Genomic DNA, 14,185 nt, shown 5'->3' on the forward strand with positions numbered 1-14,185 from the left:
GTATAATACTACCCCCTCTAGTAAACCTATTAATTCCAAAAATTCGACAAAACTCCTGAAAATCCTGCCTGTCCATCCGTATGAAAAAAGCCCACTCAGGGAGCGGGTTTACTTATACTTGAAACTTATGCTTGAGGTGCTCGGAGATCGATGTAAAGCTGTAGCTCTTTAAGATGTCCTCCAGCTTTTTTTGGGTTTTGCCCACATTGTAGTAGTGGATAAAATTTTCCTTAAAAGGAAGCGCAAGCTTCTGCTCATAGGCATCAACCTCACGGGGATGCAGGTACACAATCGAGCTTTTGCCTTGGCGGTTCGCCGATCTAATAGCCCCTTTGATCAGAAACTTAGGAAAAAAGCGGAAGTAAAAGCCCCCTGAGTAACCGATATTCCTTCCAGCAAGCTTCATCACAGACATCGGTACTTCGTACAGATTGATTTCCCTGCCATTCACCAAAGGCTTATGGATCTCGGTTGGAGCTGTAGGAATCCCATACAAAAAGGTTTTAACCGGAAAAATACTAGCATCATATTGCATGCCCATCTCCTCTAGAACCTCCAGGTAATGCAGATTGCTCTCCACGATTGACCAGGAAGGCGCCCGATAGCCCAACACCTTGGTTCCAGTCAAGGCTTCCAGAATATCGACAGATTTTTGTACGTCTGCTCGGAATTCCCCTATCGTCTGTTTATAAGCCAATTCATGGGCATAACCGTGGGAGGCCACATCATGCCCCTCCCGTGCAATTGCCTTAACGACATCCGGATAATCTTCACCTATACAGCCCAGCACAAAAAAAGTAGCCTTGCTATTCGTTTCCCTGCACATTTGTAGCAGAATTTCCATGTGGTTCCGAAAATTCGAGCCTTTGCTTCGGTCAGGAGCCGCAATATCATCGTAATTGGCATGAAACCATTCTTCGATATCAAAGGTAAGCATATTCGTTACATTCGGCGTCTGCTTGGTCAACGTTTCTTTCTCCCTTTTATCGTAAACGAAGTAGCGAAGGTACCTGATAAGGCTCCTTGTCCACTGCTCTTCGTTACAAATTTGAACGGGTGATAAATTTTCATAAATTCGATCTGCTCGAAGCCATTTTCGATGAATACCTTCTTCAGCTCGTTCATTGCATACATCCGGTCAAACTTGTTACTGCGTTCAAACAGCCTTAACAACTTGCGTTGGATAGAACCACTGTTCAAAGTTTGTATAAGCAGTGTCCCACCTGGCTGGGTCACTCGAGCCAGCTCTTTAATCACAGACACGTATTGTTCAATCAATTGGATAACACCAATACATAAGACCAAATCGAACTTGCCATTCTCAAATGGAAGCTTTGTCAAATCCTCCGACATGGTGATAAGTCCCCGCTTAGCAGCAAACTCAAGGCTTTTCTCGGAAAAATCAACTCCATATACCTTGTTCTGTGCAACCAACGGCTCGCTGAAAGCTCCAACGCCGCAGCCTGCATCCAATATTTCCTTGCCTTTTAGCTCCCCGAGCCAGCGAAGGGTATTGTCTCTTTGCATGAAAAAGCTTTCTTCATTAAAATAGTCGGAAGATTTAACAGATGATCCATGAGTCTCGGCCTTTTTGTCAAAGTATTGCTTCCAATTGGAATTGCTCATTATGTTATATCCTCCAAAAATATCAAATAGTAAATGAATGTGAATACGTGCTGCTGCGCGGATGGGATATTCCTCCGATTGCTGTTGTTCAAGGATTTTTTTGATTAGATAAAACATTTAGCTGTAAAAATCCATGACAAAGGCACCGCTTCGCTAACTCCAGAACACCCCAGCCACTCCGCTAACGTAATCTATCTCCAAGACTCCCCATACTCAGCAAGCTACTCACCGCATTTCTAAGGTAATAAATATTTAATTAATCTTTTGCCTATGGTGTTGGTAATAAATGCTGGGGTCACCTTCCAAAGCTCCACGAAAAAACTCAAGCTTTGTTTATCAGGAGGTGCCGCCTTATTAAGTCCGCCATCGTAAACCAGATACTTCAGCTGGACGGGTTTAGCTCCCCATTGCTCCTTGTACTTATACGTTCCTGAACCAGTCTGCGACCTGCCTAGATCCAGATGCTTCAATCCTTGGCGAATGCCGAAACGAACGGCTTCCCAGTACATAAAGTTATTCAGGTATTTATTGTTGTACTCGGATAAATTCGCTCCATAGGGATAATACAACGTCGAATTTGCCGGGCTTGTTAACAGCAGCATACCGCCTACAACCTCGCCAGTTGCGGAGTCCAGTACGGTGAGCAGATGGGCATGCTCGGGCAAATAGACCAAGAAGTTGCGGAAGAAGCTGATATCTTGGGCCGGCGAGCCTAATTGCTTCATCCTTCTTACGTATACCTTATGGAAGCCCTCCAGATGCTGGCTGTCAAAGGAGACGGTAAACCAATTATTTTTATAAACCTTGCGTACATGGTTTCTATTGCTGCCATTAGATAACGCAAGCACCTTATCTTCGTCCTCGTCAAGTGCAAGCACAAAGGTATGGTTATGTAGGTTTAAGCTCCAGCTAGAGTTGTCCAAGCTTTGGTTCTTTAGACGCAACTCTATATAACCCAAACGGTGCTCAGCTTTTAACTGGATAAGGGCATGGATCGCGTAGGAGAAGGCTTCTTCACTATCCGAACAAATGTCGGTGTAATTGACAAAAGGTAAGGAAACAGCGGCTTTTTTCCATCCAAGATTACGGCCAACAATGAGCGGAATCAGTGCACAAATACGATTCTGGCTGTTAACAACGGCATGATATCTGCAAGTATAACCGAATGAGCTGATCAACACCTGCCTAAATGCCGTACTATGAAACACCGTACCTTGGGTTCGAGCCAATCCGTCCCATTCTTCCTTCATCGCTTCGGTATAAGGAACACATCTGAACATCCCGTCTCGTCTATCCTTTCACCCAAAAAAATACACCAACCATAATAAACCCGCAGCCTGTCCATTTCATCATGCTGATCTGCTCATTAAACACCCAGATCGATACAGCCACCAATAAAATGTACTGGACGCTGGATACAAAGGTTACATAGCTAAGGTCAAATTGGGAAAGGCAATAAATCCATAAGAAAGCTCCCAAGGCGTACAGGGCAAACCCTGTTACAATCATGGGAGAACTCATATAACCTAGCAAAATAGCCCAAAGCGAGCCTTCAAAGTTAACGCTTCTGCTTCCGATCTTCAGCACTGTACTGGCAGCTACTGTCATTGATAAGCTTGCAAAAAGAATTAAATATTTGATTGTGATTCGCCGCCGTTCATTTTCTTCTCAAGCTCCTCAAGCCTGAGCTTGGTCAAACCTAATTCCTGGGTAAGGGTCTTATTATGCATCTTCATGCCCGAAATACTGACACTCATATTCAACAGCAGCAAGTAAGCTGAAGCGATTAAAATGGCAAAAAAAGCTGAAGGAGCATAATCGACGCCGATCAGTCCAGAGAACCAGTCCATCAAATTTTTAAATACAGACATGACCAACGTAAACAATCCTATAAGAAACCATACCAACGAATATTTTTCCCTGATCATTCTTGCCCTGACCATTAGAAATACCGAGATAATCATGATTAAACTGAATGCTACACCCATTAATTGAACGCTGTATAAATTCCCGCCCTCCGTAGCCCTTCACCCCCTAGCTCTAATATAGGAAAAGAAGATCGATACGATAACCTTGGTCATATAATAGGGACTTTTGAGTGCAGATATGGAAGAAACGCCATGCTCGCGCTCCCTCATTTCTACGCCTACCTCAGAGATTTGGAGTCCATGCTTTTTCAGAAGAATAATAGCATCTGGCTCTGGATAATCATCTGGATAGTATTTAGCCATTAACGCAATGCCTTGCTTGTTATACATCCGAAAGCCTGAAGTGCTATCGGTAATCTTGGCATGGATCAGCATTCTGAAGATCAGGTAAAATACTTTGATGCCCATCCTTCTAAGCCTTGTGGTTCGGAAGGACTGGATATCCAGAAACCGCGAGCCAATTACCATATCACTGCCATTACGTACCATAGCTTCAAACAGCTTAGTGACCTCTGAAGGAAGATGCTGCCCATCGCCATCGATCTGCACCATGTAATCATAGCCGTGCGCCGTTGCATATTTAAAGCCCGTCTGGACAGCGCCACCAATACCCAGGTTATAAGGAAGGTCAACAACTTTCACGCCCTCGGCTTTTCTTGCATTTGCTGAGGTCTGATCTATTGAACAATCATTAACTACTAGAATATCGGCAGTGGGGATTGTCTGTCTGATGTCCCAGATTACTCTCAGGATATTGTTTTGTTCGTTATAAGCAGGAACTACAATGAGTATTTTCGCTTGTTCCATAATAACTTCCCCACATATTTTTTTGTAACTACAATGATTAATTGAATAATTCGGTCTACCCCATAAGCGACGGTGATAAACATAAAGGGTAATCCTGGAGCTCTATACCTGTACATGCTATCGATAAAAAACACGATACAAAATACACACGAGGCGAGAATCGCCATCCATAAAACGGATGCTTTTTTGGAGAGCCCATTTCTAATGATCTCGATTGTCCCAATCAAGAACATCATGACCGGAAGAGAATACCATCCAAATCTCAACACGCCACGTACGCTGGTGAGGTCGACGGTAAATACCCATCTGCCAACCAGAGCAAGCGCCCTTCTACCGTATAACATCAGAATATTATCCCAATTGTTAATAATGAAGCTAAGGATCAGGCTGTCCATTATATTAATTGTGTAATTCGGCCTATATTTGTGGTCAAAAGCGGATGCCTTATCAAATATCCAGCCCGTTGCATACACGTTATATAATACTTTTTTGGCATTAAACTGCATGGAAGCGATCAACGGGTCCAATTTATTACCTGACAAAACAACCATAGCCACAAGCACACCCGCAAGAAATACACTGCCAATGATATAATTATACTTCTTGAAAAATGCCCATACAGTTGCTCTATCCAGCTTGATTACCACATATAACAGAAGGAAGCTCACGGTTATAATGCCTGCCGGTCTAAATACAAGCATGTATAAAGCAGTCACTATAAATAGGACTTTGTATACATTTTTACCTGAATCATAAAACTTCAACAAGCAATATATGCTTAATAGCAACAGGCTGATAAAAAAGCTGTCCGTCAAGATATACGTAGACCAAAGCGTAATATCCCAAGAATAAGCATATAAAACAGAAGCGATAATAGCCGTCAGCCGGTTGAAGATCAGCATTGAAATCTTATAAACCAATATGACACTGAGCGCTGCCACTACCATCTGTATAAAGATAACCGCTATAGGGTCTTTGAAAATAGCAAGCAATAAGGTTAGCAAAATATTGTATCCAATATATAGGATATCATTCATATCCAGCCCGATCTTATAGTTCACCATTAAAGCGGATGCATAATCGAGATACCATTGTGTATCGTCAGATTGGGGAAAGCCCTTACCCGAATTTAAGAGGTAAAAGAAATAACGCAATCGGATCCAAAGAGATAGCAGGGCGAGGGGAATTATAAAAATAAGATCTTGGCCCTTGTATTTGTGATAGATATGGTGTAGTTGGCCCACTGTTTACATTACTCCCAATTGCAGCATATGATTCTATTATAGTATCCCAATTATGACATAATCATTAGTGGAATCGCAAGATATATATACGAAAAGAATTCAAATCCGTTTCAAATAGTTTCAAAAAAATAACATTTGGGTATATAGTTAAGATATCACAAAATATTGGAGGAACTTTTATGGTGGATGTAGTCTCTTATGCGATTCAGGCGATGGATTCGGATCTCGCCAAGATCAATGCCTCTTTTCAGCGTTTATCGGCTGAAACGGTATGGAAGCGCTTACGAGAATCGACCAATAGCGTAGGCAATCTGTGCTTGCACTTGGCTGGTGCCGAATACCAGCGCATCTCCAGTGCCATCGGCGGCAAGCCGCTCATCCGCGAACGGACGCTGGAATTCACAGCCGATGGCGGATTAACGCCAGCGGAATTATCCGAAAAGCTGCAGCGTGTCAGAGAGGAATCGATTCCCATTCTCCGCCAGCTGACGGAGCAGGATATGGAGAGGGAAATCCCCATGTATTTCCAACCCGATGATTGGAAACGCATGTATCGGGACAATCCCAACTTCGATAAAATCCCTGCTTATAGCTCGCAGTCCATTTCGCTCATTATCCTCGGCCTGGTTGCCCACTATAGCTACCATACCGGACAAATTGTGATGCTAACCAAGGCTGTCCAGGACGGCGATGAGCAGCTCCTGCAATGGAAGCACTGATATTTATTTGATATTGCGCACAAAAAGGGTCGAGCAGGACTAAGGTCCTACTCAACCTTTTTTTATGGGGTAGCCCCTGGGAGGCAAAGTTAAGCCTATCTTTTGCCGGAATCAAAGGGCTCGCCAGCGGCTTTGGGCGCATTCGACGATTTGGAAAACACGACCAGAGCAATCAGTGTAACGACATACGGGAATACCTTCAAAATAATCGGCGGAAATACTGCAAGCGAAGGGATAACCTGTGACACATTGGCAACGGTGCTGGCGAAGCCAAAAAATAAAGTGGCGGCCAAGATGCCAAGTGGCTTCCATTGCCCAAAAATTAATGAGGCAAGCGCCAAGAAACCTAGGCCTGCCACATTGCCTGTGAACTCTCCCGCAAAGGTAACGATCATGATCGCGCCTCCTAGTGCTGAGAAGGCACCCGAAATAATCACGCCCGTATACCTCATAGACTGTACATGGATCCCTGCCGCTTCCGCTGCATGGGGATGCTCCCCGCATGCCCTCAAGCGCAGCCCGAACGGCGTTTTATAAAGCACAAACGTACTTATGGCGACGATCACCAGGATCAGCCAGGTCGAAGCGTACGTATTTGAGAAGAGTAACGGACCTAAGATCGGGATCGATGAAAGCCCTGGAACATCAAAGGGCACAAAGCCGTTAGTGATTCGAATATTGCCGCTGCCGGTAATATTCCGTGCCAGGAAAACCGTCAAGGCGCCGGCAACCAAGTTAATTGCGGTGCCACTAATGATTTGATTGGCGCTCAAGCTGATGCTAGCAAAAGCATGGAGCAGCGAGAATAGTGCTCCAGCCGCCATGGCAGCTATCAAGCCGACCCAAATAATAGCGGGGCTTCCCGGCCATAACGCTTGCAATTTAAAGATGATAAAAGCACCGGTGAAAGAGCCTACAATCATCAGCCCTTCAAGTCCGATATTCACGACCCCGCTTCGCTCACTAAACAAGGCGCCTAATGCGGTTATCAAAAGCGGAATGGTAAACACGATGGCATAAGGAAATATTTGTTGCAACGTTATCCACATTCGCTCATTTCACCTGCTTTCCGTTTGCCGCTCGGCGCTGTTTCACTTTTCTTAACAACCGTTCAATCAGGATGCTGGTAGCTGCAAAATAAATAATAATGGCGATAATGGTATCCGCAATTTCCGGAGGGATTTCCGTCATCGCATTCATAAAGCCTCTACCGGAGTATAAGAGCCCGAAAAACACGGCCGATACGAGTACCCCAATCGGCGTATTCGCTCCAAGCAGTGCAACCGCAATACCGTCAAAGCCTTGCGAGGGCATAATGCCGATTTGGATATTAGCGGCATTGCCTGCATATTGGGCGACCCCGCCAAGGCCGGCGATGCCACCAGATATGAACATCGATAACGTCATGCTCCGCTTAACCGCAATGCCTGCATTCTCTGCGGCATGCCGATTGAAGCCAACGGCCTTCAATTCAAAGCCAAGCGTTGTTTTATCAATAATAAAAGCGACGATAATGACAGTCAGAAAAGCAAGGAATAGACCAAGATTAATGTAGGAGCCCCCAAACCATTCCGTGAGGAAGGGTGTTTTTAATAATGCGGCTTCCGGCAGGTTCCTTGACTCTGTCTCCAAATAGGCACCTTTGAAGTAAGCAGGCACTGCATAATAAACCGTCCAGTAGCTAATCCAGTTCATCATAATGGTCGAAACGACTTCATGCACATTAAACTTGGCTTTCAGGATGCCTGGAACAAAGCCCCATAAGGCACCGCCCAGAAATCCACCAAGGATCATCAGCAATAATAAGAGAGCCCTTGGCAGGTCAAAGCTTAGACCTATCGCTGTCGCACAAAATCCACCAAACAGCATTTGCCCGGCGACACCGATGTTGAATAGGCCCGTTCTAAATGCAAAAGCGACGGATAAACCGGTAAAAATAAGCGGGGTGGCCGTTGCCAGCGTATTCCCAATTCTTTCTGGATTTTTCAAGCCGCCTTCAACCAAATAACCATACCCCAAGAATGGATTATGCCCCGTTACGGCCATTAAGACGGCACCGGCGATCAACCCCAAAAGGACAGCAAGCAAGGAAGTGATTCCAGTCTTCATGCGCCTTCCCCCCTCTTCACGCCTGCCATCATTAATCCGATTTCCTGCTCACCCACCTCGGATGCCCGTACGATGCCGACGAGCTCTCCGTTATTCACAACGGCAATGCGATCCGACAGGTTTAATATTTCTTCAAGCTCCAGCGATATGAGCAACACCGCTTTGCCTTTATCCCGTTGCTCTACCAATCGTTTATGGATGTATTCAATAGAACCGACATCCAAGCCCCGTGTAGGCTGCACGGCGATCAATAAAATAGGATCCTTCTCAATCTCCCGCCCAATGATCGCTTTCTGCTGGTTGCCGCCAGATAATGACCTGGCCACCGATAGGACTCCTTCTCCTGAACGGACATCGAAGCTTTCAATAATGCGTTTCGCATATTGGCGAATCGACGGTTTATTCAATAGCCCCTTTTTGGAAAAGGGAGCATGGTGGTACACTTCCAGAATCATATTTTCTTCCAACGTGTAGTCAAGCACCAAACCACGCTTATGCCGGTCCTCTGGAATATGGGAGATCCCTTGTTCAATTCTATCGCGGATCGACAAGCCAGAAATATCCTTTCCGAGAAATGAAAGGCTGCCCGACTCCAGCTTTCGCAGGCCGGTTATGCTTTCCACTAATTCTGCTTGGCCGTTGCCATCCACCCCAGCGATCCCAACAATCTCTCCAGCGCGGACCTCCAACGAGAACTGGTTCAGGGCAATCAGCTTTTTATTGTTTTTGACTGTGAGTGACTCCAGCTTTAATACGATGTCCCCAGGCACCCGTTCTTGCTTGTCCACTTTAAAAGAAACCTGCCGCCCGACCATCATTTCTGCCATGCTTTCTTCACTGGCATCTGCCACCTCAACCAAACCTATCGTTTTGCCGCGACGTATAACGGTACAACGATGGGCAACTGCCATAATTTCTTTGAGCTTATGGGTAATCAGGATGATCGATTTGCCTTCCAGCACCAGATTGTTCAATATTTTCTCAAAATCCTGGATTTCTTGGGGCGTGAGCACAGCGGTAGGCTCATCAAAGATTAATACCTCGGCATCCCTGTACAGCATTTTCACAATTTCTACCCTTTGCTGCATCCCAACTGAAATATCCTCAATTTTGGCATAAGGGTCGACATTTAAACCATACAGCTTAGATAATTGCTCAATACGCTTCGCAGCTGTCTTGATATCCATCACCAGCCCTTTACGGGGCTCACTGCCAAGAATAATGTTCTCCGTCACCGTGAATTTCTCGACGAGCTTGAAATGCTGGTGCACCATGCCGATTCCCAGCTTATTGGCGACATTAGGGTTCGTAATCCGGGTTTCCTGCCCATTGACTTTAATGGTTCCGCTATCGGCTTGGTACATGCCAAATAAGATGCCCATGAGCGTCGATTTGCCTGCCCCATTCTCGCCAAGCAGGGCATGAATCTCGCCCCTTCGCAGACAAAGCGTTATATCGTCATTGGCTACTATTCCCGAAAATTCCTTGCGGATATTATGCATCTCAATCACATAATCCATCGATTTCTTCCTCCCACACCATAACGATCACCCAGATGTAAAAAAAGACGGAGTACACCCGTCTTTTTTTATTAGTTCCTGTAGCTATATTTCGTTCCTGTAATTAGGCGCCGCCCTTATTAATACCTTGTATAGAAATGCTGCCCATTTTAGGTTTAGTTACTTAATTAAGGTTCCTTGTGCTGCTGCCACTTTAATTTCGCCTGATTTAATTTTGCCGGATACTTCCGTTACTTTCTTCATTGTATCCTCGCTTAAATTAGGATTTTTGGCAGGAATGCCGACTCCGTCATTTTTGGCATCAAAGGTTAACGTTTGTCCGCCTGGGAATTTGCCATCCTTCTCTGCTTTCACCATATCGTAAGCGGCTTGGTCAATCTTCTTCATCGCGGATGTTAGAACCACTGACTTCTCGCCTGAGTATACGCCATCTGCGAATTGGTCGACGTCAACCCCAACAATCCAGGCCGCTTTACCTGCGGAAACACGAGTCTTCGCTTCATTAATAGCACCGACACCAACGCCGCCTGCCGCACAGAAAATAACTTTAACACCGCGGTCGAACATTTGGGCAGCCAATTGGCCTCCAGCCGCTACATTGTCAAATGAGCCTTGGTACAGCACATTTTCCTTCTTCAAGGTAACCTTGGTGCCCAATTTCTCGTTCGCATATTGAATACCTTGTTGGAAGCCCCAATTGTATTTCTGTACCGGTGGAATTTCCATGCCGCCAATAAAGCCGGCTTCGCCTTCCTTAAGTTGGACAGCCGTAGCAACACCAGCAAGAAATCCGGACTCTTGCTCTGCAAAGAAGATCGAGACGGTATTCGGCTTAACTACCGACTTGGAATCACCCGCATGCGGCGAGCCGTCAATTAGTACAAATTTGGCATCTGTATATTTATCTTGGGACTTGAATATCGCGGTTTCAAATTTAAAGCCGGGTGTCACAATGAATTTAAAGCCAGCATCGTACAGATTGCCAATTTCTTTAATATAATCCGCTTCCGTAGTTCCGGTAGGCTTCAAATATTTTTCTGTAAGCTTAAGCTCTGCCGATGCTTTCTTGATGCCTTCCCAAGTGCCTTGGTTAAAGGATTTGTCATCAATTGTCCCTGCATCCGTAACCATCCCGACTTTAAAGGTTGCTGCTGCGCCCCCACTTGCAGGTGCATTCTCAACCTTACTCCCACAACCCGCTAATACTGTACCGACCAATGTCATAATGGTTAATGCAAGCACTGCTTTTTTCACTGGCTAAGCACCCCCTGTTAAATTTTAAATATCTATCAATATAAGGTAATAACCTAACTATATGCGTTATGAGCTTTAATTTCAACCCTTCCTTATGTAATGTTTGTTAACATGCTAAACTGTTATTTTTCATTTTGTCTACTTTTTTTCTTCTCTAGTGTAATGTTTATGGAACCCTAACTAGATTTCCCAAGGGCGATATGCTTTATCCCCTATTTTATAGAAAAAGCAGGCCACGTCATCCGTGAGCCTGCCCTGTAGTGCTTATACAGTTAATAGTTAGTGATGTTCTTAGTTCCTAGGTGTAGTCACACTGCTTGAGCTGTACGTATCCGAAAATTGAGTGTCTGACCTCTCCCAAACATCCGCATACTCGGGGTTTGCCTTAAATTGCTCCAGTGCATAAGAACAAGAAGGAACGATTTTTCTGCCCATCTCTCTCGCTTCATCCACCACTAAATCCAGCAGCCGTTTCCCTATATTGCGGCCGCGGTACTCTGGATCCAGATAGGTATGATCAATCACCCAAGTATCTACATCTGCCAGCTTGTAAGTAATCTCCCCTACGGTACCGCCTATTCCAATAAGCACGAAGCTGTTGCCTTGCTTTTGCACCGATATCTCGTCTTGCAATAATTCATTGGTTCCGTTCGTTTCGTGTGCCCCATTCATGTCGCCATGCACCTCCAGAAAAGTTGTTGTTGCTCGTTGTAGCTATAACTCTTCTTTACCCTAAGGGATGGAAGGTGAAGCAAGCAGAAACAAGTGAACGGATAACCACTCCCGCCAAACAGGCATTGCCAACCCCCTTAAAAGCTATTCATTGGCCAAACCCCTGATGAATATGCCGGGCATGCTTCTTCGGTATGAATGCTATTAAGGCTAAGCTTGTCCGCCTGGCGAAACTACAATATTGCGTTGTTTGAATACTTCCCTGACCACGTTCAGGGCTCCGCATGCTTTGGGAAATCCGGCATATCCGGCGCAATGCAGGACAAGCTCCATAATTTCCTCAGGGCTCAGCCCAACATTTAGCGCCGCATTCAGGTGAAAGGGCAATTGCTCTGTAGCCCCTTGGGTAATCAGCGACGTTAACGTAATCATTTCCCGTTGCTTCAGATCAAGAGCAGGACGCGAATACAGATCGCCAAATCCAAATGCTATTAACGTATGTGCAAAATCAGGGAAGAAGGTGCCGATCTCTTCGATCATCCCGGCTCCTTCCTTCCCTACCATAGTCACTAAGGTTTCAATGCCTTGCTCGTAACGTTCTTTATTCGTCGTCTCTGCCTTCGTTGTCTCTTTGTTCATCTCGATTCTCCTTTGTCATTATCCGCGTTTCATCGTAGGGGGAACCTCTTGGGGATCCACCATCACCTCAATAACATTAACCTGTTTATTCGTTAAGGCTTGGACAAGAGCAGCCCGCAGCTCCTCCTCGGTTGTACACCTAAAGCCTGCGGCACCCATAGCTTCGCCGAATTTGGCAGCCTGCATGGGCACGTGGTAATTCGTGCCTACAGCCCTTCCCAAATGGCGGGCCATCCCTTTTTCCACCATATCCAGGCTGGCATTATTCAGGACAACAAAAATTACAGGAGCCCCATAGTTCACAGCCGTCGACACCTCTGTGCCCGTCATAAACATGCAGCCATCACCTGTAAGGCAGACGACCGTCTTCTCAGGAGCGGCCATCTTGGCTCCCACAGCATAACCTATAGCCCGTCCCATCGAAGCAAAAACCTCTTCAAAGAAAAACGTGCCCGGCTCTTCAATATCGAAATATTTGATGGCATAAAAAGAATGGCTCCCCGCATCCCCAAACACAACCGCATCTCCAGGCAATTCATTGCGCATAATCCGCATGACCAGCTCGGCGGACAAGTAACCGGATGCATGGGCAGTCAAGCATTCTTCCGCCATGATCGGCAAGGAGCGTTCCACTGTAGCGGTACGGGTATGATGGATAATGGCTTGCAGGTTCCTTTTCAAATTACCGAGCACGGGAATCGTTGGCACTGAAAGAGTTTTCCCAATAAAAGTAGACTCATAGTCAAAATGAATGATCAGCTTCGGGTACAACGCAGGAGATAAGCCTGGCACCTCCAAGTCACTAAGCTGGCTACCTATAACAATCATAACATCGACACCTTCACGGATATAATCCTCGGAAGCTTGGCTCCCTCCCAGGCCAAAAGGCCCTAATGAGAGCGGATGCCGCGAAGTAAAGACGCCCTTCCCGCTTGGTGTTGTCATAACCGGCATATTCAGCCTCGTGGCTACCTGCTCTAATTCCTCATAGGCATCATGGGCATGGATGCCGCCACCGACGAATAAAACCGGCCGCTTCGCCTCTAGCATGAGCTGGGCCACCTTATCGATATTAGTAGAAATCACTTGCGGGTATTGGAGAGGCAGCTCCAGCTCAAAAGGTTGGATCCCTTCAACTAGAACATCCAAGGGAATCGAAAGATGCACAGGTCCCCTCACTCCGGTAAAGGCCCGCTCTATGGCATGCTTGAGATACACTTCGAATAAATCGCCACGTTCCACCCGAGCGCTGAACTTGGTCACTTGCTCAAACATCTTGACCAAATCAGTGCCAAACATCGTGCTATCCTGTCCAAGGACCTTGCCGATTTCCTTAATAGGCGGCTGGCCCGTCAGGAATAAGACAGGCGATTGCGTAGCCAAGGCTTGTCCTGCCGCTGTCAGCATATTAGTGCCGCCGGGTCCTGCTGTAACTAGCGCCACCCCTAAGCCCCTGCTCGCTATCGCGTAGCCTGCCGCCTCAAAGCCTGCCCCGCACTCATGCTTACTCAGCACAAAGGTTATGCCTAGCTGATCCAATTCGAGAATTAATGGCGTAATTGGCTTGCCTGGTATTCCAAATACGTGAGTAACCCCCCATTTATTAAGATGGTATGACAAGATCTTAGATACAGTTTCCATAGTTGGGCCCCCAGCGAAATTACGAT

At 45.9% G+C, this 14,185-nt stretch carries 15 protein-coding genes; 1 reads left to right on the top strand and 14 read right to left on the bottom strand.

All coding sequences use genetic code 11. The annotated features are described in order from the left end of the window. Positions 1-112 precede the first annotated feature (112 nt). The 7 genes from G9U52_RS21750 to G9U52_RS21780 all read right to left on the bottom strand — a co-directional run bounded on the left by G9U52_RS21750 (position 113) and on the right by G9U52_RS21780 (position 5,425). Positions 113-967, bottom strand: coding sequence for a DUF3473 domain-containing protein (locus G9U52_RS21750; protein WP_166152753.1), 855 nt, complete (start codon positions 965-967; stop codon positions 113-115). Next, the gene (locus tag G9U52_RS21755) at positions 964-1,626 is read right to left on the bottom strand and encodes a class I SAM-dependent methyltransferase (RefSeq protein WP_166152754.1); all 663 of its coding nucleotides are present in this window, start codon (positions 1,624-1,626) and stop codon (positions 964-966) included. The genes G9U52_RS21750 and G9U52_RS21755 overlap by 4 nt, the downstream gene beginning before the upstream one ends. Positions 1,627-1,862: 236 nt before the next feature. Beyond that, the gene (locus G9U52_RS21760) at positions 1,863-2,906 is read right to left on the bottom strand and encodes a GNAT family N-acetyltransferase (RefSeq protein WP_166152755.1); all 1,044 of its coding nucleotides are present in this window, start codon (positions 2,904-2,906) and stop codon (positions 1,863-1,865) included. 10 nt (positions 2,907-2,916) lie between these two features. Next, a complete protein-coding gene (locus G9U52_RS21765; RefSeq protein ID WP_166152756.1) occupies positions 2,917-3,234 on the bottom strand; it encodes a DMT family transporter in 318 nt (105 codons plus the stop codon). Positions 3,235-3,254: 20 nt separating this feature from the next. Next, positions 3,255-3,614 (bottom strand): DUF2304 domain-containing protein, encoded by a 360-nt coding sequence (locus tag G9U52_RS21770; RefSeq protein ID WP_166152757.1) that lies wholly within the window; start codon positions 3,612-3,614, stop codon positions 3,255-3,257. A 39-nt stretch (positions 3,615-3,653) separates the two neighbouring features. Continuing rightward, complete coding sequence (locus G9U52_RS21775) at positions 3,654-4,361, bottom strand: glycosyltransferase family 2 protein (RefSeq protein WP_166152758.1); 708 nt, start codon at positions 4,359-4,361, stop codon at positions 3,654-3,656. Further along, a complete protein-coding gene (locus tag G9U52_RS21780; RefSeq protein ID WP_207953119.1) occupies positions 4,334-5,425 on the bottom strand; it encodes a glycosyltransferase family 39 protein in 1,092 nt (363 codons plus the stop codon). The genes G9U52_RS21775 and G9U52_RS21780 overlap by 28 nt, the downstream gene beginning before the upstream one ends. A 359-nt stretch (positions 5,426-5,784) precedes the next feature. Between G9U52_RS21780 and G9U52_RS21785 the strand changes: the two genes are divergently transcribed. After that, positions 5,785-6,324: a DinB family protein gene (locus tag G9U52_RS21785; protein WP_166152760.1), complete on the top strand. Its 540-nt coding sequence runs from the start codon at positions 5,785-5,787 to the stop codon at positions 6,322-6,324. A 95-nt stretch (positions 6,325-6,419) separates the two neighbouring features. Here G9U52_RS21785 and G9U52_RS21790 read toward each other — a convergent pair whose 3' ends face one another. From G9U52_RS21790 to G9U52_RS21820, 7 genes are all read right to left on the bottom strand, one after another. Beyond that, positions 6,420-7,373 carry an ABC transporter permease gene (locus G9U52_RS21790; protein WP_166152761.1) on the bottom strand — a complete coding sequence of 318 codons (954 nt, stop codon included), beginning with the start codon at positions 7,371-7,373 and terminating at the stop codon, positions 6,420-6,422. Positions 7,374-7,377: 4 nt separating this feature from the next. Continuing rightward, the gene (locus G9U52_RS21795) at positions 7,378-8,433 is read right to left on the bottom strand and encodes an ABC transporter permease (RefSeq protein ID WP_166152762.1); all 1,056 of its coding nucleotides are present in this window, start codon (positions 8,431-8,433) and stop codon (positions 7,378-7,380) included. Further along, on the bottom strand, positions 8,430-9,953 hold the full coding sequence (locus G9U52_RS21800) for an ABC transporter ATP-binding protein (RefSeq protein ID WP_166152763.1): 1,524 nt from the start codon (positions 9,951-9,953) through the stop codon (positions 8,430-8,432). Before G9U52_RS21800 ends, G9U52_RS21795 begins: the two co-directional genes overlap by 4 nt. Before the next feature lie 159 nt (positions 9,954-10,112). Next, the gene (locus G9U52_RS21805) at positions 10,113-11,207 is read right to left on the bottom strand and encodes a BMP family lipoprotein (RefSeq protein WP_166152764.1); all 1,095 of its coding nucleotides are present in this window, start codon (positions 11,205-11,207) and stop codon (positions 10,113-10,115) included. Between the two features lie 291 nt (positions 11,208-11,498). Next, entirely contained in the window at positions 11,499-11,879 is a 381-nt protein-coding gene (locus G9U52_RS21810) for a GNAT family N-acetyltransferase (RefSeq protein ID WP_166152765.1), read from the bottom strand. 210 nt (positions 11,880-12,089) lie between these two features. Then, a complete protein-coding gene (locus G9U52_RS21815) occupies positions 12,090-12,518 on the bottom strand; it encodes a carboxymuconolactone decarboxylase family protein (RefSeq protein ID WP_166152766.1) in 429 nt (142 codons plus the stop codon). Between the two features lie 18 nt (positions 12,519-12,536). After that, a complete protein-coding gene (locus tag G9U52_RS21820) occupies positions 12,537-14,159 on the bottom strand; it encodes a thiamine pyrophosphate-binding protein (RefSeq protein WP_166152767.1) in 1,623 nt (540 codons plus the stop codon). Positions 14,160-14,185: the final 26 nt, after the last annotated feature.

The organism is Paenibacillus agricola (assembly GCF_011440305.1).
Classification (GTDB): domain Bacteria; phylum Bacillota; class Bacilli; order Paenibacillales; family NBRC-103111; genus Paenibacillus_S; species Paenibacillus_S agricola.